The organism is Streptomyces sp. A1136 (assembly GCF_004795055.1).
GTDB lineage: Bacteria > Actinomycetota > Actinomycetes > Streptomycetales > Streptomycetaceae > Streptomyces.
Genome location: NZ_SSBJ01000004.1, coordinates 73,722 through 95,038, shown reverse-complemented (window position 1 = coordinate 95,038; position 21,317 = coordinate 73,722). Strand labels below are relative to the sequence as shown.

General features: G+C 71.9%; 17 protein-coding genes. 11 read left to right on the top strand and 6 right to left on the bottom strand.

The features are described from left to right. Positions 1 to 76: 76 nt before the first annotated feature. Complete coding sequence (locus E6R62_RS05215) at positions 77 to 682, bottom strand: GPP34 family phosphoprotein (protein ID WP_136211846.1); 606 nt, start codon at positions 680 to 682, stop codon at positions 77 to 79. A gap of 210 nt (positions 683 to 892) precedes the next feature. Here E6R62_RS05215 and E6R62_RS05210 point away from each other — a divergent pair, with 210 nt between their 5' ends. The 3 genes from E6R62_RS05210 (at position 893) to E6R62_RS05200 (ending at position 3,892) form a co-directional block, all read left to right on the top strand. Then, a complete protein-coding gene (locus E6R62_RS05210) occupies positions 893 to 1,318 on the top strand; it encodes a hypothetical protein (protein WP_136211844.1) in 426 nt (141 codons plus the stop codon). 223 nt (positions 1,319 to 1,541) lie between these two features. Then, a complete protein-coding gene (locus E6R62_RS05205; RefSeq protein ID WP_240801503.1) occupies positions 1,542 to 2,624 on the top strand; it encodes a PLP-dependent cysteine synthase family protein in 1,083 nt (360 codons plus the stop codon). Further along, positions 2,621 to 3,892, top strand: a complete 1,272-nt coding sequence (locus E6R62_RS05200; protein ID WP_136211842.1) for an MFS transporter — start codon at positions 2,621 to 2,623, stop codon at positions 3,890 to 3,892. Before E6R62_RS05205 ends, E6R62_RS05200 begins: the two co-directional genes overlap by 4 nt. A gap of 172 nt (positions 3,893 to 4,064) precedes the next feature. On the opposite strand, the gene E6R62_RS05195 is transcribed toward E6R62_RS05200, so the two are convergent. After that, complete coding sequence (locus E6R62_RS05195) at positions 4,065 to 4,862, bottom strand: TIGR04222 domain-containing membrane protein (protein WP_168713969.1); 798 nt, start codon at positions 4,860 to 4,862, stop codon at positions 4,065 to 4,067. A gap of 116 nt (positions 4,863 to 4,978) precedes the next feature. Continuing rightward, positions 4,979 to 5,764, bottom strand: coding sequence for a hypothetical protein (locus E6R62_RS05190; RefSeq protein ID WP_136211838.1), 786 nt, complete (start codon positions 5,762 to 5,764; stop codon positions 4,979 to 4,981). A gap of 598 nt (positions 5,765 to 6,362) precedes the next feature. Between E6R62_RS05190 and E6R62_RS05185 the strand changes: the two genes are divergently transcribed. The 4 genes from E6R62_RS05185 (at position 6,363) to E6R62_RS05170 (ending at position 14,597) form a co-directional block, all read left to right on the top strand. Continuing rightward, positions 6,363 to 8,345, top strand: coding sequence for an ABC transporter ATP-binding protein (locus E6R62_RS05185; RefSeq protein WP_206308651.1), 1,983 nt, complete (start codon positions 6,363 to 6,365; stop codon positions 8,343 to 8,345). Between the two features lie 324 nt (positions 8,346 to 8,669). Further along, positions 8,670 to 10,259 carry an FMN-binding glutamate synthase family protein gene (locus tag E6R62_RS05180; protein ID WP_136211836.1) on the top strand — a complete coding sequence of 530 codons (1,590 nt, stop codon included), beginning with the start codon at positions 8,670 to 8,672 and terminating at the stop codon, positions 10,257 to 10,259. An 83-nt stretch (positions 10,260 to 10,342) separates the two neighbouring features. Further along, a complete protein-coding gene (locus E6R62_RS05175; protein WP_136211835.1) occupies positions 10,343 to 12,070 on the top strand; it encodes a thiamine pyrophosphate-dependent enzyme in 1,728 nt (575 codons plus the stop codon). Positions 12,071 to 12,245: 175 nt separating this feature from the next. Further along, entirely contained in the window at positions 12,246 to 14,597 is a 2,352-nt protein-coding gene (locus E6R62_RS05170; RefSeq protein ID WP_136211833.1) for an Orn/Lys/Arg decarboxylase N-terminal domain-containing protein, read from the top strand. Positions 14,598 to 14,644: 47 nt separating this feature from the next. Here the strand turns inward: E6R62_RS05170 and E6R62_RS05165 are convergent, their stop codons facing one another. The 3 genes from E6R62_RS05165 to E6R62_RS40220 form a co-directional block, all read right to left on the bottom strand. Next, a complete protein-coding gene (locus E6R62_RS05165; protein ID WP_136211831.1) occupies positions 14,645 to 15,385 on the bottom strand; it encodes a VOC family protein in 741 nt (246 codons plus the stop codon). A 236-nt stretch (positions 15,386 to 15,621) separates the two neighbouring features. Next, positions 15,622 to 16,260: a flavin reductase family protein gene (locus tag E6R62_RS05160; RefSeq protein WP_136211829.1), complete on the bottom strand. Its 639-nt coding sequence runs from the start codon at positions 16,258 to 16,260 to the stop codon at positions 15,622 to 15,624. A 366-nt stretch (positions 16,261 to 16,626) separates the two neighbouring features. After that, positions 16,627 to 16,818 (bottom strand): hypothetical protein, encoded by a 192-nt coding sequence (locus E6R62_RS40220; protein WP_206308650.1) that lies wholly within the window; start codon positions 16,816 to 16,818, stop codon positions 16,627 to 16,629. A gap of 297 nt (positions 16,819 to 17,115) precedes the next feature. Here E6R62_RS40220 and E6R62_RS05150 point away from each other — a divergent pair, with 297 nt between their 5' ends. The 4 genes from E6R62_RS05150 (at position 17,116) to E6R62_RS05135 (ending at position 21,313) form a co-directional block, all read left to right on the top strand. Further along, positions 17,116 to 17,685, top strand: coding sequence for a MepB family protein (locus tag E6R62_RS05150; RefSeq protein ID WP_136211827.1), 570 nt, complete (start codon positions 17,116 to 17,118; stop codon positions 17,683 to 17,685). A gap of 363 nt (positions 17,686 to 18,048) precedes the next feature. Then, on the top strand, positions 18,049 to 19,632 hold the full coding sequence (locus E6R62_RS05145; RefSeq protein ID WP_240801481.1) for a sensor histidine kinase: 1,584 nt from the start codon (positions 18,049 to 18,051) through the stop codon (positions 19,630 to 19,632). Beyond that, positions 19,629 to 20,306, top strand: a complete 678-nt coding sequence (locus E6R62_RS05140) for a response regulator transcription factor (RefSeq protein WP_136211823.1) — start codon at positions 19,629 to 19,631, stop codon at positions 20,304 to 20,306. The genes E6R62_RS05145 and E6R62_RS05140 overlap by 4 nt, the downstream gene beginning before the upstream one ends. Positions 20,307 to 20,536: 230 nt before the next feature. Continuing rightward, complete coding sequence (locus tag E6R62_RS05135) at positions 20,537 to 21,313, top strand: ABC transporter ATP-binding protein (RefSeq protein WP_136211821.1); 777 nt, start codon at positions 20,537 to 20,539, stop codon at positions 21,311 to 21,313. Positions 21,314 to 21,317 lie beyond the last annotated feature (4 nt).

The following is a 21,317-nucleotide window of genomic DNA, read 5'->3' as shown; positions in this document are numbered from 1 at the left end:
GCCGAGCCCGGACAATGGCCGCGGGGGCGATTGCCCGCCGTGGGCAGGGCTTACTCCCGACCACCCGTCAGGGGTCTTACGGCGCGCGCCAGATGTTGGCGAAGGCCGCGTTCTCGATGGTGCGCCTCTGGCGTACGGCCTCCAGCTCCATCACCGCGTCGTGGACGGCGGCCAACACGGTCGTCACCGCCTCGTCATCGAGGCCTCGCTCGCCATCGGTTCGCCCGCCGTCGATGCCCACGACCGAGGCGAGGGCGGTCAGGACGGGTTCCTTCTCCGCCCAGCGGTCGGCCGCCCGGCGGCGGCCCAGCGTGTCGACCGGTTCCACGCGTTCCGAGCCGAAGGACAACCGGCTGCTTCGCTTCCGCGTCAACTCGCCGTCTTCCTCCAGTGCCGCCTGGTACACGGCCGCCAGGTCGCGGCCCCGACGCCACAGCCAGTCCTCGATCGGCTCGTAGGGCGCTTGCCGAGTGAGCACGGCCGCGGCCTCGTCCAAGAGCCGGTCGCCCGGCATCGGCGGACCGCCGGGCACGATGCGGTCGCCGTCCACGGCGACGGCTCCGGCACCGATGAGATCGACCAGCTCGGCTCCCGCGAGTGCGAGCGACAGGTCACCCTGCCCCACGGCGTGCTCCGGCCTCGTGTCCATGGCAATGATGAACAGGTCTTTCGCCGTGGTCATGAACGGCTCCCCTCGGAGACATCGACAAAGGTGCGCCGCCATCGGCCCGGCCCGCATCCGCAGCCGGTTCGGCGACGAGGCGACTGTCTCGACCAGTATCCCTCCCGACCGCCCGGCCGTGTCCCCGATGAGCACACTCACGGCCTGGGGTGAACGCCGAAGCAGGACACCTCGCGGGACATCGCGTAGTCGATCCATTACTCTCTGCTCGTGATGATCGGCGCGGCGGACAGGGCGCGGTGGGCTGTGGCGCGGGCGCTGTGGCCGGCTCTGGTGCTCGTCATCGTCCTGCACGTCGTGGGCTGCGCCCACGGCCCACTGGCCGGCGGCTCCTGGCGGGCCGACACCCTCACGACGTCCGGCACCGCTTCGGCCGCCCCGCCGCAAGCAGCCGCGCCAGGGCAGGCCACGGCCCGCCCGGTCGGGTGCGAGGGGCATCATCACGCACCGCGGCAGTGCGCCGATGTCGACGGGCCGGCTCGGGGGCGGGGCGGGGCCGAAGTCGGACCGAACCAGCCGGGGACGCCGGCCGCCGGTACGCAGCCGGGCGCCCTTCCCGTACGAGGACCGACGGTGTGGCAGCCGGTGCCCGTGCCCGGTGGTGGGCGGGCGCTGCTGCAGGTCTGGCGGATCTGACAGACCCGGTCGCACCGCGCGCCGCTGCCGCGCGCCCGTGCGACAAGACGAGCCGAGTCCGATCCCCTCGACCTTGCACACCGCCGTCCCGGCTGCCGCCGTGCGACCCGGCGGTGGGAGAGCCGTCATCGTGAACCACACCCCCTTGTCCTCCGTCCCTGCTGCCGCCGCTCCCGCCTCCCTCCCCTCGTCTGCCGCGCCGACGCCGGCCGCCCCGGTCCGGGTGGCCGCCACGCCGGCCGCCCTGGTCGGCGACACGCCCGTACTGTGGGTGGGCGAGCCGTTCACCGCGGCCGGGCGCGGATTCTGGGCCAAACTCGAAGGCCACAACCCCGGCGGCATCAAGGACCGCACCGCCTTGTACATGGTGGCCGCCGCCCGCGAGCGCGGGGACCTTCGACCCGGCGCCCGGATCGTGGAGTCGACCTCGGGCACCCTGGGCCTTGGCCTGGCCCTGGCCGGCATCACCTTCGGCCATCCGGTCTCGCTGGTCACCGATGCCGGACTGGAGCCCCAGCTGGCCGGGCTTCTGCGTGCCCATGGTGCCGAGGTCCACACCGTCACCACCCCGCACCCGCGGGGCGGTTGGCAGCGGGCCCGCCGGGAAAGGGTGGCCGAGCTGCTGGCCGCCGATCCGGACGCGTGGTGCCCGGACCAGTACCACAACCCCGACAACGTGCTCGCCTACCGGCCGCTCGCACACGAGCTGCTCGCCCAGCTCGGCCGGATCGACACGCTCGTCGTCTCGGTCGGTACCGGCGGCCACTCCGCGGGGATCGGGCGCGTACTACGAGCGTTCTTCCCCGCCTTGCGCGTGGTCGGCGTGGACAGCTGCGCCTCGACCCTTTTCGGGCAGCCCGCCGGCACCCGGTTGATGCGCGGCCTGGGCTCGTCGATCCACCCCCACAACGTCGCCTACGACATGTTCGACGAGGTCCACTGGGTGGCCGCCCCCGAAGCGGTGTGGGCCGCCCGCGCCCTGGCACGCACCCGCTACGCCACCGGCGGGTGGAGCGTGGGCGCCGTCGCGCTCGTCGCCCGCTTCCTGGCCCGCACCTCCCCCGCCGAGGACCGCATCGCGGCCGTCTTCCCCGACGGCCCCCACCGCTATCTCTCCACCGTCTTCGACGACGAATACTGCCGGGCCAACCAGTTGCTGGGCGCCCCTCCGGCCGACGACCCCGACGAGATCACCCACTGCGACCAGGCGGTGGTCACCCGCTGGACCCGCTGCCCGACCGTCACCCGCCCCCGGCCCGCCACCACCGTCGCCGGCGGTTTCGACCTGGCCGGAGCGGCCCGGTGAAGAACGTCCTCAGCCAGACGCGTTCGTTCTCACCCGCCGCCCGGTTGCTGATGGTGAACCAGTTCGCCATCAATCTGGCCTTCTACATGCTCATGCCCTACCTCGCCGCCCATCTCGCGGGCGACCTCGGCATGGCCGCGTGGACGGTCGGCCTGGTCCTCGGCGTGCGCAACCTCTCGCAGCAGGGCATGTTCCTCATCGGCGGCACCATCGCCGACCGCTTCGGATACAAGGCCCCGATCCTGGCGGGCTGTCTGCTGCGTACCGGCGGGTTCGCCCTGCTGGGCTGGGTGGACACCCTGCCCACGCTGATCGTCGCATCGGCGGCCACCGGCTTCGCCGGCGCCCTGTTCAACCCGGCGGTGCGCGCCTACCTCGCCGCCGAGGCAGGCGAACGGCGCGTGGACGCGTTCGCCCTGTTCAACGTCTACTACCAGGCCGGGATGCTGCTCGGGCCGCTGGTCGGGATCGCCCTGCTGGCCGCCGACTTCCGTGTCGTGTGCACCACGGCGGCCGTGCTCTTCGCCGCCCTGAGCGCACTGCAGGCCCGCGCCCTGCCCGCCCGCCACGCCGGCGCCTCCGGGCGGCCGGAAGGCCGGGCCGCGGCCGGGACGGCGCCGTCGGTGTGGGGGCAGTGGCGGCAGGTGGTCTCGAACCGGCCGTTCCTGTTGTTCTCCGCCGCGATGATCGGCTCCTACGTGCTGACCTTCCAGGTCTACCTCGTACTGCCGCTGGCCGCCGACGCGGCCCTGGGCCCGGACGGCACCAAGGCGACGAGCGGACTGTTCGTCATCTCCGCCGCGGTGGCGGTGACCGGACAACTGCGGCTGACCGGCTGGGCCAAACGCCGCTGGACGCCCCACCAGGCACTGGCGGCCGGGCTCGCGGCGATGGGCGCGGCGTTCCTACCCCTGGCCGTGGCCCCCGTCCACTCCCCCGTCGCAACGTCCGCGGCCCTCGCCGTCTGCGTCGCCGTCCTCGCCGGGGCCGGGGCGTTGGTCTACCCCTTCGAGATGGACACCGTCGTGGCCCTGTCCGGCAACCGACTGGTCGCCACGCACTACGGCCTCTACAGCACCGTCTCCGGGCTCGGCATCACCTTGGGCAACCTGGTCCTCGGAGCGTTGTGGGACGCCGCGCACGTCCACACCCCCTGGGTGGTGTGGACGGTGCTGGCGACGGCCGGAGTCGGATGCGCGGCAGCGATCACCGCGCTCGCCCGCACCGGACGCCTGGACACTCGACCCGTCCGGCCCGCCCCGGCCTGACACGGCCTGGAGCAGGCGCGTCGGCAGGTCTGCGACCCGCTCGTCGGGCCGGGGACCTGCCGACATCCCGAAACAGCACGTGCCGTCCCCGATCGCAGTGGGGACGGGGCGACTGCGGCGGCCGTGACCGGTCGGGCACGGCTCGCCACCGGGGTGCGGGGCAGCGTTCCCGTCAGCCGCCGCAGCCCCCGCACCCCCCTGACGTCTCGTGCCAACCGCCGCCCCCGCCGCGCTCCATGGGCTCCCTCGGGGGACGGGTCAGCAGCCCGCTCTCCTCGGTGAATCGCGGGAGCCGGGTCCGCAGCGCGGGGGCGCCGAACAGGGCCACGCTCAACAGCAGCGCACCCGGGGCGTCCCGCTCCGTGGCCCGGCGGACCCCGGCGTGGTCCTGGCGCAGCCGGGCGAGTAACACCGCCCCGCGCGGGGTGCGCCGGGACCTCGCCCACAACGCCACCGCGGCCACATCGGCGAGGAGGGCGAGCCACGGCCACACCGCCGCCGGTCCCCCCACGGCGGCTTCGACGGGCGCCGCCGCGAACACCGGGAACAGCAGGGCCCGTAGCGCCCACCGCCGCTTGGCCGACACCAGCAGCCCCGCGCGTTCCAGCCCCCGGGAGGTCTCCCCGATCGCACGCCGGACCCGCTCCTCGTTCTGCAGCCGTCGAGGGTGCGTCCGCCGGTAGAGCACGCCGTACTGCGCACGGGCCACCGCGGAGCAGCCTGGCGGCGGCAGCCGGGTCTCGACACCCCGGACCGTCTGCCGGAACCCGGCCTCCACCGCGCCGGCCAGGTACAGCTCCACCAACCCGGTCTGCGCCGCCCCCCGCGCGCCGCCGCGCAACAGCCCCACGTCGACCGGCGACAGCACCCTGCCGAGCGGCCGGGCCCGCCGGCCGCCGGGCCGCAGCAACAGGGCGAGCAGCACCAGGCACCACGCCACGCCCGCCGGCACCCCACCTGTCAGACCCACGCGAACCACCCCCGGCCGTTACCTCCCCGAGGGTCCGTCGGCCCAAGCCTCCGCTACGGCGGCGGTCGGGGGCGGTGACATCGATCACGAGCGGCGGCGTGGCTTGGCCGGCCGGCCTAGCGGCCCAGCGCGGTGCGCAGGGTGATCCCGTGCCGGCTGCGCAGGCGACGCACCTCCCAGACGGACAGCGCGGTCACCGAGAGCGGCCCGCCGAGGAGGAAGGTGTACAGCACCTCCGGGGGCGCGGCGACGTCGGGACCGGTGAACACCTGGAAGGCGAAGAGCGACCAGACCAACAGGGGTGAGAGCAGCGCCGGGAGCAGTTGGTGGACGTCCGAGGCGCGGAAGCAGGAGGCGACGCAGACATAGGCCGTGAGGACGGTGAAGGGGATCGAGACGATCAGCAGGACGAGCGCGAGGAGCCAGCCGAGGACGAGGACCGCGAAGCTGAGCAGGGAACACATGATGCCGCGGCCGACCACCGGGGAGAAGAAGTCCATGAGGTCCGCTCCCCCGACGAGGTCGCCCTTCACGGTGGTGAGGGACAACCAGATCGCCAGGGGGCCCGCGGCGAGAGCCAGGATGGACAGGACCGGTCTGAGCAGGCGGCCGGCGAAGTCGCGTCGCCTGTCCGGGGTGCCCGCGACGAGGAAGGCGGTGATCCCGATGATGCTCGCGACCAACAGGATGGCGCAGGAGATGCCCAGTTCGACGAGCTTGCCGAGGACGAACTCCTCGCGGCCGTTGCTCAGCGGGTACGCCAGGACCAACCAGACCGCGGCGATGATGCCGAGGATCGTACGCCCGAGCTGCACCCGGGCGATCACCGCGTCGTCCGGGCGTTCCTCTTGCCGGGGGCCCGCAGCCACGTACGCGTGGAACGCATCGTTCAATGTGGCCACGGAACCCGCTTCGCCTCCGAAACGCGGCCTGTCCCAGCTCACTTCTCGTCCCCCGGATACCACGTGTGCTTCGTGCGACGCTCGCGTTCACCACCGACGCGACCGTCGAACACCCTAACGGATCATGACTCGTTCGAGCCGCCGGCACCTGATCGCCGACAGACCGAGGACATGCCTTGGGGGGGTCCGGGGCGGGGGCTCGGTTCGGGCGCCGGCTACCTGGCTGTCGGGCACCACGGGGCGACTCCGGCCGGGCCGCGTCGGGGGTCCCGCACAGGCCGCGCAAGACCCTGATCGGGTGCCGCGCATCCCCCCTCCACTCGAACGTGTGAGTTCAAACGCGCCGAACCCCGGAGGCACTGCCTCGCACACCCGGCTCGCAATCGCGTTCGACCACTTCCCACTTCCGGGGCCGTTACGGCCTGGATTCCGGGGCGTTTTTGGAGCACCAGTGCCATCCCGCCGCCCAGTTGGAGGACACCATGAACAACGCCCCCGCCCCCACGCACCGCCCTCCCGGAATCGAACGGCCCGGAGCGACCCGGCACGGCGTTGCGGGTGGCCTCGGCCCGGCGCGTACGGACGCGGGGTGGGCGGCATGAGCGAATCCACCGATGCGGCGACCGACGGCGTCCCGGGGCAGCGCACCACTCCGCCGACGGCGTCTCCGCCGATGCCGCCGGGCGACACCTCCGGGACGGCCGCTCCCGAGCCACAGCTCCGGTACGTAGACCTGACCGGCAGCCGCGAAGCGGCCGGCCGTTCCATCCGGATGCGTGACATGGGCCGGCGCCTGCCGCAACTGGTGCGCCGTTCGCTGGCTTTGGCCTGGCGGGTCGACCGGCGGGCGACCGTAGGCCTCTTGCTCTGCCAGGTCGTCGCCGGCGTGATGCAGGCCCTGGGCCTGATCGCCATCGCCGGCACCCTGACCGCCCTTCTGAGCAGCGGAGACGTCTACCACCGCCTGCTGGAGGCGTGGCCGTCCGTGGTCCTGCTGGCCGGCGCTTCGGGGGTGCGCGCCCTCCTGGGGATCACCGTCAATTGGCTGTCCTCCCGGCTGGGCCCGCTGATGTCGCGCGAGGCCGAGCAGATGCTGTTGACCGGTTGCGCCGAGGTGGAACTGTGCGCCTACGACGAGCCCGACTTCAACCGGGACCGCGAGGCAGCCGACCGTGGGGCGCAGGTCACCGGTGACCTGATCGACGAGGGCCAGGACCTCATCGCCTCGGCGGCCTCCTTCCTCGCCGGGGCGGTCGTGCTGGCCGGGGTGCACTGGGTCCTCCTGCCGCTCCTCGTCGCCGCCAGCCTCCCGCAGGCCTTGGCCCAGGTCAGTGCCGCCCGGGTGCGGTACCTCGCGAACCTGCGCAGCAACGGCGACCAGCGAATGCTGTCGGTGCTGCGCTGGCACATCTACACCAAGGACGCCGCCGACCAGATCCGCGCCGGCACCATGAGCGGGTTCCTGTCCGGCCGGTACCGGCAGACGGTCGCCCGGATCAACCGCGAGGACCGGGCCGCGGCCGACAAGGGCGCCCGCATGTCCCTGGTCGGCGCGCTGTGCGGAGGCGTGGGCTCGGCGGTGGTGTGGGCGGCGGTCGTGTGGTTGCTGGCCACCGGCCGCATCAGCGTCGGACACGCCGGAACGGCGGTCTTCGCCCTGCAGACGGTCGGGCAGTCGGTGCGCGGACTGGTGGCAGTGGGGGCGCGTGCCGTGCGTACCGGCCTTTACATGGACGACTGGAGCGGCTTCCTGGACAAGGCGGGCGGATTCCGGATGCGGCGGGGCCCGCGCCGGCCGGCGCCGCCGAAGACGATCGAGATCCGGTCGGTCACCCACCGGTACGCGGGCAAGGACCGCGACGCGCTGTCCGACGTCTCGCTCACCTTGCGCCGCGGCGAGGTCACGGCCCTGGTCGGCTTCAACGGCTCGGGCAAGTCGACACTGTCGAAGCTGGTCAGCGGCCTGTATCTGCCCACCGGCGGTCAGGTGCTGTGGGACGGCGTCCCCACGGGCGACGCCGACCCGCAGAAGCTGTGGGAGCAGGTGGCCCTGGTGCCGCAGGACTACGCGCACTGGCCCCTGACCGTGCGCGAGAACGTGACGCTGGGGCAGCCCACGGCGCGTGGTGACGCGGCGGTGCGCGCGGCGTGCGAGGCCGCCGGCGCCGACGAGGTCGTCGACCGGCTCGGGGCCGGGCTCGACACGCTCCTGGCCCGCGAGTGGCTCAACGGAGAGGAACTGAGCGGCGGACAGTGGCAACGCATCGCTCTCGCCAGGGCGTTCTTCCGCGAAGCCGGGTTGCTGGTCCTCGACGAACCGACCGCGAACCTCGACCCACGAGCCGAGTACCGGATCTTCCAGCGGCTGCGGGACCTGGCCCGGGAGCGGGTGGTGCTGTTGGTGACCCACCGCATCACCAACGTCGCCGTGGCCGACCGGATCGTGGTCCTCGACGAAGGGAAGATCGTCCAGGTGGGCACCTACCGGCAACTCGCCGTACAGGAAGGCCTGTTCAAACAGTTGCTGTCCTACCAGGTCACGTCCGAATCGGACACCGCGAAGCCCGGCGCGCCCAGGTGACTGGCTCGCCGTCCTGATCCTGCGGGGGCCGTGTCAGCGCGGCACACGGGCGAGGGAACGCGAGCACGGCCGGTCCGCTCCGGCGGCCACCGCCGCCTTGGCGGTGGCCGCCGACGAAGCAGGCCGGGTGCTGCCGGTCCCCTGACCCCGCCCGGCCGTACGTGCGGCACACCGTACGTACGGCCGGGGGCGCTCCCGGGCGGCCGAACCCGGCTCGCGGGGTCGGTACGGGTGCACGGGCTCGCGGGGTAGGTCCTCCCGCGGAGCGGCCGGTGGTGATCATCTTCGAATGCGCGGATGGCCTCAGGGCATGAGCGCGGTGTGATGACGAAGCTCAAGGTGATGGTGTTCGCAGTGCCGGGCGTCCTGGCGGGCGCCGCGGCCGTCGCGGCGGTGGCGCTCTCCGCTTGGTGGTGGGCGCTCGCCGTGCCGATGGCCCTTCTGGTGGCCCTGGCGGTATGGGACGTATGCCAGCGGCGGCACTCCGTCCTGCGCAACTATCCGGTCCTCGGCCATTTCCGGTTCGCGCTGGAGACGCTGCGGCCGGAGCTCCAGCAGTATTTCATCGAGCGCAATTTCGACGGTCGTCCATTCGACCGCGACACCCGCAGCATCGTCTACGAGCGCGCCAAGGGCACCGATGCCGAGGAACCGTTCGGCACGGAGCGTGACCTGTACCAGCCGGGTAGCGAGTACCTCGTCCCCTCCATGGCCCCGCGGCCGGTCCACGAGGACCCCCCGCGGGTCAGGATCGGCGGGCCCCACTGCACCCGCCCCTACGAGATGGCCCTGCTCAACGTGTCGGCCATGAGCTTCGGCTCCCTGTCGGCCCAGGCCGTCACGGCGCTGAACACCGGTGCTCGACAGGGCGGCTTCGCCCACGACACGGGCGAGGGCGGTCTGTCCGAGTACCACCTGGGGCCGGGCGGTGACCTGGTCTGGGAGATAGGCACCGGCTACTTCGGCTGCCGCACCGACGACGGCCACTTCGACGAGCGACAGTTCGCCGAGAAGGCCGCCAAGGAACAGGTGAAATGCGTTTCGCTGAAGCTGAGCCAGGGCGCCAAGCCCGGCATCGGCGGCGTGCTCCCGGGCGCGAAGGTCAACTCCGAGATCGCTTCGGTGCGCGGGGTGCCCGAGGGGGTCACCGTCGTCTCACCGCCCTACCACACCGCGTTCTCCACTCCTCGGGGGCTGGTTCTGTTCCTCGCGCGCATGCGTGAGCTGGCGGACGGCAAGCCGGTCGGCTTCAAACTGTGCGTGGGCTCGCGACGCGAGTTCCTCGCGGTGTGCAAGGCCATGCTGAGCGAGGACATCACTCCGGATTTCATCATCGTCGACGGCGCCGAAGGGGGCACCGGCGCCGCGCCCCTGGAATTCGCCGACAGCGTCGGACTGCCCCTCACCGACGGTCTGATCACCGTCCACAACGCCCTGGTCGGCACCGGGCTGCGCGACCGGATCAAGATCGGCGCCAGCGGCAAGGTCGCCACGGGGGGCGACTTGGTCAAGCGGCTGGCGCAGGGCGCGGACTACGCCAACGCCGCCCGGCCGATGATGTTCGCACTGGGCTGCATCCAGGCCCAGCGGTGCCACACCAACACCTGCCCCGTCGGCGTCGCCACCCAGGACCCGCACCGCGCGGCGGCCCTCGACGTGCCCGACAAGTCGCAGCGCGTCCGGCGCTACCAGGAAGCCACCGTCAAGAGCGCCCTGCAGATCATGGCGGCGATGGGGGTCGACCACCCGGGTCAACTGCATCCCGGCCTGCTGATGCACCGCGTCGATCCGCACACGGTGCGCTCCGGTGCGCAACTGTACGAGTGGCTCACGCCGGGGCAGCTCCTGGACGACGCGCCTAGCTCCTGGGCCGAGGACTGGGCCGCCGCCGACCCCACCCGTTTCACCCACTGACCCGCTGTCCCCCGACTTCCCACCCGGCCCGCCGGCAGCGCCGTACGAGCACCGGCCCGCCCACGACCCCACAGGACTGCCTCATGACACGCACCGTTGCCCGCGCGATCGTCGACGCGTTGAAGGACCTGGACGTCCGCCAGGTCTTCGGCGTCGTCGGCGACGCCCTCAACCCGCTCACCGATGCCATCCGCACCACAGACGGCGTGGACTGGGTCGGCTGCCGCCACGAAGAGGCGGCAGCCTTCGCAGCCGGCGCTCAAGCCCAGCTGTCGGGCCGACTCGGGGTGTGCATGGGCACCGTGGGCCCCGGCTCGGTCCACCTCCTCAACGGGCTGTACGACGCCGCCAAGAGCCACGCCCCCGTCCTGGCCATCTGCGGGCAGGTCCCGCTCGCGGAGATGGGCACCGACTACTTCCAGGAAGTCGACAACGAGCAGCTCTTCCGTGACGTCGCCGTCTACCGGGCGACCGTCACCTCTCCACAGCAGATGCCCCGAATGCTGGAATCCGCCGTCCGTGCGGCGATCAGCCAGGGCGGCGTGGCCGTCCTGACCGTCCCGGGCGACCTCGGCGACCAGGAGATCGAGGACGACCGCCCCGTGCGCTTCGCCCTGGACCGCCCGGTGACCCGGCCCGACGATCCGGCCCTCGCCGAAGCCGCCGAGCTCGTCAACGCCGGGTCCAGGACCACGCTGCTGGTCGGCCGCGGCGCACGGGAGGCGCGGGAGGAGGTGTTTCGCCTGGCCGAGCTGCTCAAAGCGCCCATGGTGCTCACCCTGAAGGCCAAGGAGGGGTTCGAACACGAGAACCCGTACCAGGTGGGCCAGACCGGTCTTATCGGCAACCCCGCCGCCTCCCACGCGCTCGACCAGTGCGACACCCTGGTCATGTTGGGTACCGACTTCCCGTACCGCGACTGGTATCCCACCGACTGCAAGGTCGTTCAGATCGACACCCGGGGTGAACACCTGGGCCGGCGGGTCCCGGTGGACGCAGGGCTGGCCGGAGACGTCGGCGCCACCCTGCGCGCCCTGCTCCCGCGACTCGACGCGGCGTCCGACCGGTCCCACCTCGACGACTCCCGCTCCCGCTTCGACTCCTGGACCGAGGACCAGCACAAGCTCGCCGACCCCCGCCACGACCACCGCTGGACGGGCAAGCTGCGCGCCCTGGTGGACAACCGGGACCACGACATCCGCCCCGAGGCCTTGGCCGCGTGCGTGGACCGGCACGCCGCCGACGACGCGATCTTCACCTCCGACACGGGGATGGCCACCGTCTGGCTGTCCCGGTTCGTCACCATGCGCGGGACGCGGCGGCTGCTCGGTTCGTACAACCTCGGATCGATGGCCAACGCGATGCCGCAGGCCCTCGGCGCCCAGCTGTGGGCGCCCGATCGCCAGGTGGTCGCGTTCTGCGGCGACGGCGGCCTGAGCATGCTCCTCGGTGACCTGATGACCATCAAGACGTACCGGTTGCCGGTCAAGCTCGTGGTCTTCGACAACCGGCGCCTGGGCATGGTCAAACTCGAACAGGAGCAGGCCGGTCTGCCCGAGTTCGGCACAGAACTCGACAACCCGGATTTCGCGGCGGTCGCCACCGCCCTCGGCCTGACCGGCATCCGCGTCACCGACCCGACGGCATTGGACGACGCGGTACGCCAGGCGTTCGACACCCCCGGCCCCGTCCTCCTCGACGTGCTGACCAATCCCCGGGAGATCGCCGTACCGGGCAAGCCCACCGTAAGCCAGGGCTGGGGCTTCGCCATCGCCAAGGTCAAGGAGACCCTCACGAGCGACGGCGGCTGACGACCGTACGACTCGCGCCTCCGCACGCGTCTCGGTACTCGCCACCTGCGCTTCCGGCGGTTCGCCTCGGGCCCCTCTTGAGGGTGAACGGGGGCAGAGCGGCCGGTGACGGACGCGAGGCGGTTGCAGACTGTCGGGCGGACACATCGGGAGCCTCTGCGCGAAGGCGGATGACATGACTGACGACGGCGTGGTCCTGCTGGCATTGCGTGAGAACCCGCTCGGCGGTGGTGCCGACGGCGAGCAACTGCGGCGGATCGGGAAGGAGCTGGAGAACCGGGGCCTCACGTTGCGGTGGGCCCGCACCGCGCGGGAGGCTCGTGCCGTCCTGCACACGGAGACGGGACTTTCGGCGGCCGTGGTCGCCTGGGATCTCCAGCCGGACGCGGCCCGTGAGGACGAGGAGGGCGGCGGGGCCTCGGTGTTGCGGCAGATCGAGCGGCGGTTCAAGGACCTACCGGTGTTCCTGGTGATGGCGGACGAGTCGGATCACGACCTCGAAAGGCTGCCCCTGTGGGTGTCGGAGACGGTCGTCGGCTACATCTGGGCCCTGGAGGACACCCCTGCCTTCATCGCCGGCCGTGTCGCCGCCGCCGCACGCTCCTACCGCAGGGGCGTGCTGCCGCCGTTCTTCAAAGCGCTCCGTCGGTTCGACGACGCGCACGAGTACTCCTGGCACACGCCCGCCCACGCGGGCGGGGTGGCGTTCTTGAAGTCCGCGGCCGGGCGGGCGTTCTTCGACCACTACGGGGAGCGGCTGTTCCGGAGCGACCTTTCGATCTCCGTGGGTGAGCTCGGCTCGCTCTTCGAGCACAGCGGTCCCATCGGCGAGGCGGAGCGCAACGCGGCCCGGGTCTTCGGCGCCGACCGCACCTATTTCGTCCTGCACGGCGACTCCACCGCCGACCGCATGGTGGGGCACTTCAGCGTCACCCGCGACGAGATCGCCCTGGTGGACCGCAATTGTCACAAGTCGGTCCTGCACGGGCTGGTCATCTCCGGTGCCCGGCCGGTGTACCTGGTTCCGACCCGCAACGGCTACGGCCTGGCGGGTCCGCTGCCGCCCACCGAGATCTCCCCCCAGGCGGTGGCGGCAAGGATCGCGGCCAACCCACTGGCCGTGGGGGCGGCGTCGCGCGAGGCGCAGTACGCGGTGTTGACCAACTCCACGTATGACGGACTGTGTTACGACACCTTGCAGGTGACGCGCGCCTTGGCCGCCAGTACGCCCCGGCTGCACTTCGACGAGGCCTGGTTCGCCTACGCCCGCTTCCATCCCCTCTACGCCGACCGCTACGGGATGGCCGTCGGGCCCGACTCCTTCGACGGGCCGATGCGCCCCACGGTCTTCGCCACGCAGTCGACGCACAAGCTGCTGGCGGCGCTGTCGCAGACGGCGATGGTGCACGTGAAATCGGGGCCCAGGGCGCCCGTGGAACACGAGCGTTTCAACGAGGCGTTCATGATGCACGGCACCACCTCGCCGCTGTATCCGGCCATCGCCTCGCTGGACGTGGCGACCGCCATGATGGACGGCCCGCAGGGCAGGTGGCTGATCGAGGAAGCCATCACCGAGGCCATCCGTTTCCGTCAGGCCATCGTGCGCACGGGTCGGCGTATCGCCGCCGCCGGCGACCGCCCGGCCTGGTTCTTCGGCGTCTGGCAGCCCGACACGGTCACCGATCCCACCACCGGTGAACGCGTCGCGTTCGCCGACGCCCCGCCCGCGCTGCTGGCCGGCGAGCCCGGCTGTTGGCACCTCGAACCCGGCGCCGCGTGGCACGGCTTCCGCGATCTGAGCGAGGGTTACTGTCTGCTGGACCCGGTCAAGGTGACGCTCACCTGCCCCGGGGTCACCGCCACCGGCGAAACGAGCGAGTGGGGCATCCCCGCCCGGATCCTGACCGCCTACCTGGCCACCCGCGGCATCGTGGTGGAGAAGACCGACACCTACAGCACCCTCGTGCTGTTCTCGATGGGCATCACCAAGGGCAAGTGGGGCACCCTGGTGGACGCGCTGATGGACTTCAAGGCCCTCTACGACAGCGACGCGCCCCTGGACCGCGTCCTGCCCGCCCTCGTCGGGCAGCACCCCCGCCACTACGCCGGCACCACCCTGCGCGCCCTGTGTCAGGAGATGCACGAGCACCTCACCCACGCCGAACTGATCACGGCCCTCGACACCGCTTTCCAGCAGCTCCCCGAGCCCGTCGCACCCCCGCAGCACTGCTACCAGCAGCTCATCCGGGAAGGTACCCGGCGCATGCGCCTCGCGGATGCCGCGGGCCACATCGCCGCCGCGATGGTCACCGTCACACCGCCCGGCATCCCGGTCCTCATGCCCGGCGAGGCCGTCGGCACCCCGGACGGCCCCCTCCTTCGGTACCTGTACGCCCTGGAGGCCTTCGACCGGCGCTTCCCCGGCTTCCACAGCGAGGCCCACGGCGTCACCATCGACCCGGAGACCGGCGACTACCTCATCGAATGCGTCCGTCCCGGCTCCGAGCAGGCGGCGCCGGGGGCCTGAACCGTCGGCCCCGCCGGGTGTCGGCGCGCAAGGCGTGAGGGTTCGCGTCAGGACGGGGCGAGGACGCAGAACTCGTGGCCCTCCGGGTCGGCCAGGCACGTCCACGGAACGTCGCCCTGCCCGAGGTCGAGGTCGGTGGCGCCGAGGGCCCGCAGCCGGGCCACCTCCGCCGCCTTGTCGTCGCCTGGGTAGGGAAGCATGTCGAGATGGACACGGTCCGGCACGGTCTTCACACCGGGTGTGCGGAGGAATTCGAGGAACGGGCCGCCGCCCTTCGCGGACCGCAACACGGCCAGTTCGTCGGTGACTTCGTGCACGGTCCAGTTTGTCGCCTCGCCCCAGAACCGGGCCATGGCCCGCGGATCCGCGCAGTCGACCACCACCGCGGCGATCGGCCCGGTGTCCCGGTAGGTCTCCCGGGGCTCCAACACGCAGAACTCGTTGCCCTCGGGATCGGCGAGGACCGTCCACGGGACGTCGCCCTGACCCACGTCGACGGGCGTCGCGCCGAGAGCACGGAGGCGCGAGACCGACTCCGCCTGATGGGCCGCCGAGGTGGAGGCCAGATCGAGGTGCACCCGGTTCTTCGTCGCCGTCTTGGGCTCCGGCACGGGAACGACGTCGATGCCGAGGATGACGGGGTCCGGCCACACGAGGCCGCCGGCGGGCCCGACGTAGGTGGTCACGCCGGGGCTGTAAGCACTCCAGCCGAGCGCCTCCGCCCAGAACCGGCCGACTGCCGCGGGATCGAGGGCTTTGATGTTCACCTGGACAGGTCGCAGCGCCATGCCGGGGATTCTATTCGTCCGGGCCGGTCGATGATCGTTCAGCCCGTTGCCCTAGAGGAGGGCCAGGTCCTCGCCCTTCGTCAGCACGGCCGCGCCGCCGGCACGGCGACCGTGCCCCGCCTCCTGTCCCCCGCCCAGCCGCGCCGGCTCGACCGGGCGCAGGCCCGGCGCCCGCGGCCTGCGTGCGCGGCCGGGGCGGCGTCGGAGCCGGGGCGGCGGGTGAGGCGTCGCGTGGCTCAGCCGGCTGTGGACCGGTGCAGGTGCGGCATGTTCCAGCCTTCGGCCAGTCTCGACGGATGAATGGTGTGGCCACCGCCGAAGAACTCGCAGAATTTCATGATCAAGGGGTCCCAGCCGAGGGGGTCCACGTAGTGAGTCCCCGGAAGAACCAACTCCTCCTCCACGTGGGCTCGTACGACCTCGACCTGGAAGGCAGTGGCGCTCGGAGACGGGCTGCCGAAGGGGTGGGCGGATACGACCCTGCACTCCAGTTGGATGGGGCATTCCGCGACCCTGGGGGCTCGCACCAGGTCCGATGCCTGCTCGGTCAGTCGCGCGACGGAGAACTTGTCCGGCTCGTGCCGGTAGCCCTGCTTCGCCTTGTGGTCCGAGACCACCGCCTTCCCGGTGGTGAGCGCGAGGCGGTCGACGGCATCGACCATCGCCGACGACGGCAGGTTGAGCACGCACTCGCCCTCACGGAGCAGGTTCGCGGTCGTCTGGGCGCCGTTGCCGAGGCCGAGCATGCAGGACTGCCCCAGCCACCAGGCCGAGGACATCGGCGCGAGGTTCGCCGTGCCGTCCTCGTTGAGCGAACTGATCAGAACCACCGGGGTTCCGAAGTACAACACCTTCAACCCGGGGACGACGTGCATGCGCTGAGCCTTTCGCAGAGGGTCGGGGGGAGGAGGGCCCACGATCAGGGCCGCGAGCCGTCACCGACTCTCTCCCGAGCCGGACCGCACCCGCCGGCACCTATACGACATCGCGTTCCGGCCGAAGCGGTTGCGTAGGCGGTGGCCTCGGCCCGCCCCGTTCCCTCAATACGCCCGCGGGCCGTCCTCGGTGGCACGCATCGGCTGCGGGTAGTACAGCTTCCCGTCCTTCATTCGGGTTGGCCAGGGCCCACAGGGTCGGGGTGCCGGTCGGGGTGCAGACCAGGAAGAGGCGAAGGCCCCGCAAGAACCGGCTGTGGCCGGCGCAGTACCCGTATCCGGCCCAGCCGGCCGTGTCCGACCGCTTCATGGTCGGACGCGAGCGGCCGCATTCCACGGGGTGGAGTCGATGATCCAGTGCGGGTCGAACCAGAAGTCCGTGTCGACGGCCGGCAGCCGTATTGCCTTCTTGCCCAGTGGCAACGCGGCCCTCAGTCGCTTGTTCCAGCCCGGCTGCTTGGGCACGTACGGGAACATCGCGCCCAAGCGGGAGTCCACGAACCGCAGCCACCGCGACTCCGAAGTGAAACCCAGCAGCGCCTGCGCGACGGCGAGGCAGACGCGCTCGGAGTCCGTCAGCTGCGGCGGTCGGCCGGCCCGGCCACCGGGTACCTCCGATCTCGTCGTCGATCTTCACGTACAGTGCGGTCAGCAGGCGTCTGGGTTGTTCGTCACACAATGATCTTGGACGCCCTGTCCGTGCTCCTGGACACCGTCAGCAGTCGAAATGACTCGACGGGAGATACACCCCAGTCGAGTCGGCGACCGTCCAAGCGTGGGTGACAGGGTGAACGAATGGTGACGAAGCGCGAGTACTCATCCGATCTCCACCCCACTGGATTCACACCGTGGCCGGACACCGCCCCGGCCCACAGTGATCTCCTTGCGGCGAAGACCCTCGTCTACGACCCCTGCGGGTTCACCTGCTCGCAGCCGGTCCCCGAAGCTGAGAGTGCCGCGTACGCGGCCCACGCATTCACCCTTGACGGAATCTCCATCCGATTCCGCGCAGCCAAGACGACCCCCACCAAGGTCGGCCAGTTCGTCACCATATGGAAGAGGTCCCCGGGCGGGCCCATCCAGCCCTTCGACGCCACGGACCCCGTCGACCTCTTCGTCATCAGCACCCGCGACCAGCACTGTCTCGGCCAGTTCGTCCTTCCCATGGACGCGCTCCGCCGGCACGGCGTCGTGTCGGCAAACGGTTCCGGTGGGAAACGGGCTTTCCGCGTCTATCCGCCCTGGGTGACCACCCCCAACCGCCAAGCCGGCATGGCGCAGGCCTGGCAGCTGGACTACTTCCTGCACCTGCCTCAAGACGGGGCCATCGACTCAGCCCGTGCCCGAGAGCTCTACCGTCGATAGGACGGCGGTGACGCAACCACAAGTAGAGCCATCCCATCACGCGATCACTGATCGCCGACGACCACTGATCATTTGGAATGACTCGTCCAGTGCGCGGGGCAGTCACGTGATCACGGCCGCGAAGCCGGTGGTGGGCCGGCTCGCGCGGCCCGGTGGGGGCCCGGGCCGCGCAGGGCCGCATCCCCCGGGCTCTGTCCAAAGACAGAGCCCGGATCGGTCCTGAGGTCGACGCCCGCCCGCCGGACGCGATCGATACTGGGCGATGTGTCGCTCATCAGCCGTTTCCGTCAGTGTGTCCCGCCGAGGGTGGATGGTCCGGCACGCCGGACGGGAGTCGGTCGAGTCGTCGGCGAGAGCGCCGGTGTGACGCTCGCCGCGCTCTGTCTGTTCGCGGTCTCCCTCCGGTCGTGGGATCTGCCGCATCCCGGGTTCCAACTGTGCGCGATCGCGGTTTCCGTCGCGCTCTTCCCGCTGCGTCGGCGCCGGCCCGAGGTCGTGCTCCTGCTGCTCGCCGTCCTCACCGGCGCCGCACCCGTCGTCGGCCCCGTCACGGCCGCCTCCTCGTACGGGGCGGCGATCGGTACGGTCCGTCCGCGTCATCGCGCCCGGCTGATCGGCGGGGCGAGCCTGCTCGTCATGCTGTCCGCGGCCGCGACCGGACCCTTGCTCGGACCCGGGGGTCGGGTCGTCTACGCGCTGGAGCTGGCGTTGCTCCTCGCGGTGACCTCGGTGGTCCTACCCGGCCTGGTCGGAACGGTCCACGGGCAGCAGGACCGGCTGCTGCAGGCGCTGCGCGAACGCGGTGACGCGGCCGAGCGGGCCCGCCGGTCCGCGGACAGCGAGGCCCGCACCCGTGAGCGGTCCAGGATCGCCGCCGAGATGCACGACCTGGTGGGCCATCGGCTCAGTCTCATCTCACTGCACGCCGGTGGCCTGGAACTGGCCCTCGACGAGGCCGACCCGGAGCTGCGCGAAGAGGCCGTCCTGGTGCGCCGCGCCACCCGGGACGCGATGCGCGAACTGCGGCAGGCGCTCGGGGTTCTCGGCCCGCTGGGCCGGGACACGGGACCGGACGCGCTCACCGACGCCACCGGCACCCGGGCCGACGTCGAGGCGCTGGTCGCGGAGTCCCGCGACGGCGGGATCGCCGTGCGGCTGGAATGGAGCGGCCCCGACCTCGACGGCCGCCCGGCGCGGGTACGGCGCGCGGTGCACCGGCTGGTGCGGGAGGCCCTGACGAACGTACACCGGTACGCGGCGGCCTCCCACGTCCTCGTACGGGTCGAGCACGACGACCGGGCGGTGCGCGTGACCGTCCGCAACGGCGCGCCGGCCGCTTCGGCCGAGGCCCCGCCCGGGGGCGGGACGGGACGCGGTCTGCCGGGTCTGCGCGAACGGGTCGAACTGCTCGGCGGCGCCTTCGAGGCCGGCGCGCTGCCGTCCGGCGGATTCCGGGTCTCGGCGACCGTCCCCGCGGATCCGGGCGACTCAGTCACGAGGAGACCGTCCGAAGGCGGCGCGGCAGCCTCCCCACCCGAGACGTTCGACGACACCGTGGGCGCGGCGGCGCGCGGACCGCGGACCGCCGGCGTCTTGACGTTCGGACTGGGGGCGGCGGCGCTGTGGGTGCTGATGGCACTGTCGATCAGCATGGTGTACGGCCAACCGAGGGGCGCGCCCCTGCCTCCGGAGCCGCGCCTCGGCATGACGTACCAGGAGTTGAAGGGGGTCTTCGACAGTCCGGCCGTGCGGGCCGCGGCCACCGGACACGAACCACCGCGCCCGGACGGCACCGCGGGGTGCGTCTACCCACCCGCCGGCCCCGGCCCCCGCCCCGGTGCCTTCACCGTCACCCGCTACTGCTTCGACGCCTCGCAACGCCTCATCTCCATCAACCGCTTCACCGTCGCGTCCGTACGGGACGCACCGCCCTGGGAGACCCTGTGAGCCAACCCGCCCAGCCGATCCGTGTCCTGCTCGCCGACGACGAGACGATGATCCGGCACGGGGTCCGTCTGATCCTGCGCCATGCCGAGGGCATCGAGGTGGTCGCAGAGGCCGCCGACGGACACGCGGCCGTCGAGGAGGCCGCCGCGCACCACCCGGACGTGGCCCTGGTCGACATCCGGATGCCGGTGTGTGACGGGCTGGCGGCGATCGCGCCGCTCCTCGCCCTCGACCCCGCGCCGCGAGTGGTGATGCTGACGACCTTCGGGGACGACGACAACGTGGTGCGGGCGCTGCGGGAGGGCGCCGCCGGGTTCCTGTTGAAGGACGAGGGGCCCCAGGAGCTGATCAGCGCGGTCCGGGCGGCCGCCGCCGGGGACGCCGTACTCTCGCCGGGCGTGACCGGGACGGTGATCTCCCGGATGCTGCGGTCCGATGCGTCCAAGGACGTCGGGGCCGTGCCGGTCGACGAGCGGATCGCCCGGCTCACCGGTCGGGAGCGGGAGGTGTTGGCGATGCTCGGACAGGGGCTGTCGAACCAGGACGTCGCCGGGCGGCTCGGTATCGGCGTCGGCACGGTGAAGACGCATGTGGGCGCCATCTTGGACAAGACCGGTTCGGCGAGCCGGGTCCAGGCCGCACTGCTGGCCCACAGGGCCGGCCTGGCGTCCTGACGGGGCCCCGGAGACCGGCGACCCACCTGCTGCCCCTGTGCCCCGGATGGGGTTTCCCCTGGCCGGTCCTCGACCTTCGACAGAGGGGAAGCGGGGGCGGTCGGCCTTTGGGCAGAGGTCGACTCCCGCCTACAGCACGATGTTTGCGCAGTTCAGGGCCGTGAGGATGGATGCGTCCCCCCGGCTCGCGGCATTTCTCGCGGGCCGTCGCACGCCACACGGGAGTTCCCATGCCAACCGCTTTCCCTTCCTCCGGCACACCGTCCACGGAGCCCGCCGCCCGTGCGTCCGGCCTGACCAAGACGTACGGGAAGGGGGAGACCCGGGTCACCGCGCTGGACGCGGTGTCCGTGGAGTTCGCGCGGGGCCGCTTCACGGCCGTCATGGGTCCCTCCGGCTCCGGTAAGTCCACCCTCATGCATTGCATGGCCGGCCTCGATCCGGTCACCTCCGGCTCGGCCCGGATCGGTGGTGTCGAACTGTCGTCCCTGAACGACCGGCGGCTCACCGAGTTGCGCCGGGAGAAGGTCGGCTTCGTCTTCCAGGGCTTCAACCTGCTGTCCACCCTGACCGCACTGGAGAACATCCTCCTGCCGCTGCGGCTGGCCGGCCGCCGACCCGAGGCGGCCTGGCTGGACACCGTCATCGCCACCGTCGGGCTCGCGGGCCGGCTCGCGCACCGCCCGTCCCAGCTCTCCGGCGGCCAGCAGCAGCGGGTCGCCGTGGCCCGTGCCCTGCTTGCCCGGCCGGAGATCGTCTTCGCCGACGAGCCGACCGGCAACCTCGACTCCCGCTCCGGTGCCGAAGTGCTGGGTTTCCTGCGCGAGTCGGTACGGGAACTGGGCCAGACCGTCGTGATGGTGACCCATGACCCGGTGGCCGCCGCGCACGCGGACCGGGTGGTGTTCCTGGCGGACGGGCGGCTCGTGGACGAACTGCGCGAACCGACCGCCGACGCCGTACTCGACAGGATGCTCGCCTTCGAGGCCCGGGGCCGCGCCTCCTGACCGC

Excerpts from the sequence above, each read along its gene's own strand:
- E6R62_RS05135 (WP_136211821.1), top strand. The coding sequence starts at position 20,537 with ATGCCAACCGCTTTCCCTTCCTCCGGCACACCGTCCACGGAGCCCGCC.
- E6R62_RS05170 (WP_136211833.1), top strand. The coding sequence starts at position 12,246 with ATGACTGACGACGGCGTGGTCCTGCTGGCATTGCGTGAGAACCCGCTC.
- E6R62_RS05180 (WP_136211836.1), top strand. The coding sequence starts at position 8,670 with ATGACGAAGCTCAAGGTGATGGTGTTCGCAGTGCCGGGCGTCCTGGCG.
- E6R62_RS05150 (WP_136211827.1), top strand. The coding sequence starts at position 17,116 with ATGGTGACGAAGCGCGAGTACTCATCCGATCTCCACCCCACTGGATTC.
- E6R62_RS05175 (WP_136211835.1), top strand. The coding sequence starts at position 10,343 with ATGACACGCACCGTTGCCCGCGCGATCGTCGACGCGTTGAAGGACCTG.
- E6R62_RS05160 (WP_136211829.1), bottom strand. The coding sequence starts at position 16,260 with ATGCACGTCGTCCCCGGGTTGAAGGTGTTGTACTTCGGAACCCCGGTG.
- E6R62_RS05215 (WP_136211846.1), bottom strand. The coding sequence starts at position 682 with ATGACCACGGCGAAAGACCTGTTCATCATTGCCATGGACACGAGGCCG.
- E6R62_RS05185 (WP_206308651.1), top strand. The coding sequence starts at position 6,363 with ATGAGCGAATCCACCGATGCGGCGACCGACGGCGTCCCGGGGCAGCGC.
- E6R62_RS05165 (WP_136211831.1), bottom strand. The coding sequence starts at position 15,385 with ATGGCGCTGCGACCTGTCCAGGTGAACATCAAAGCCCTCGATCCCGCG.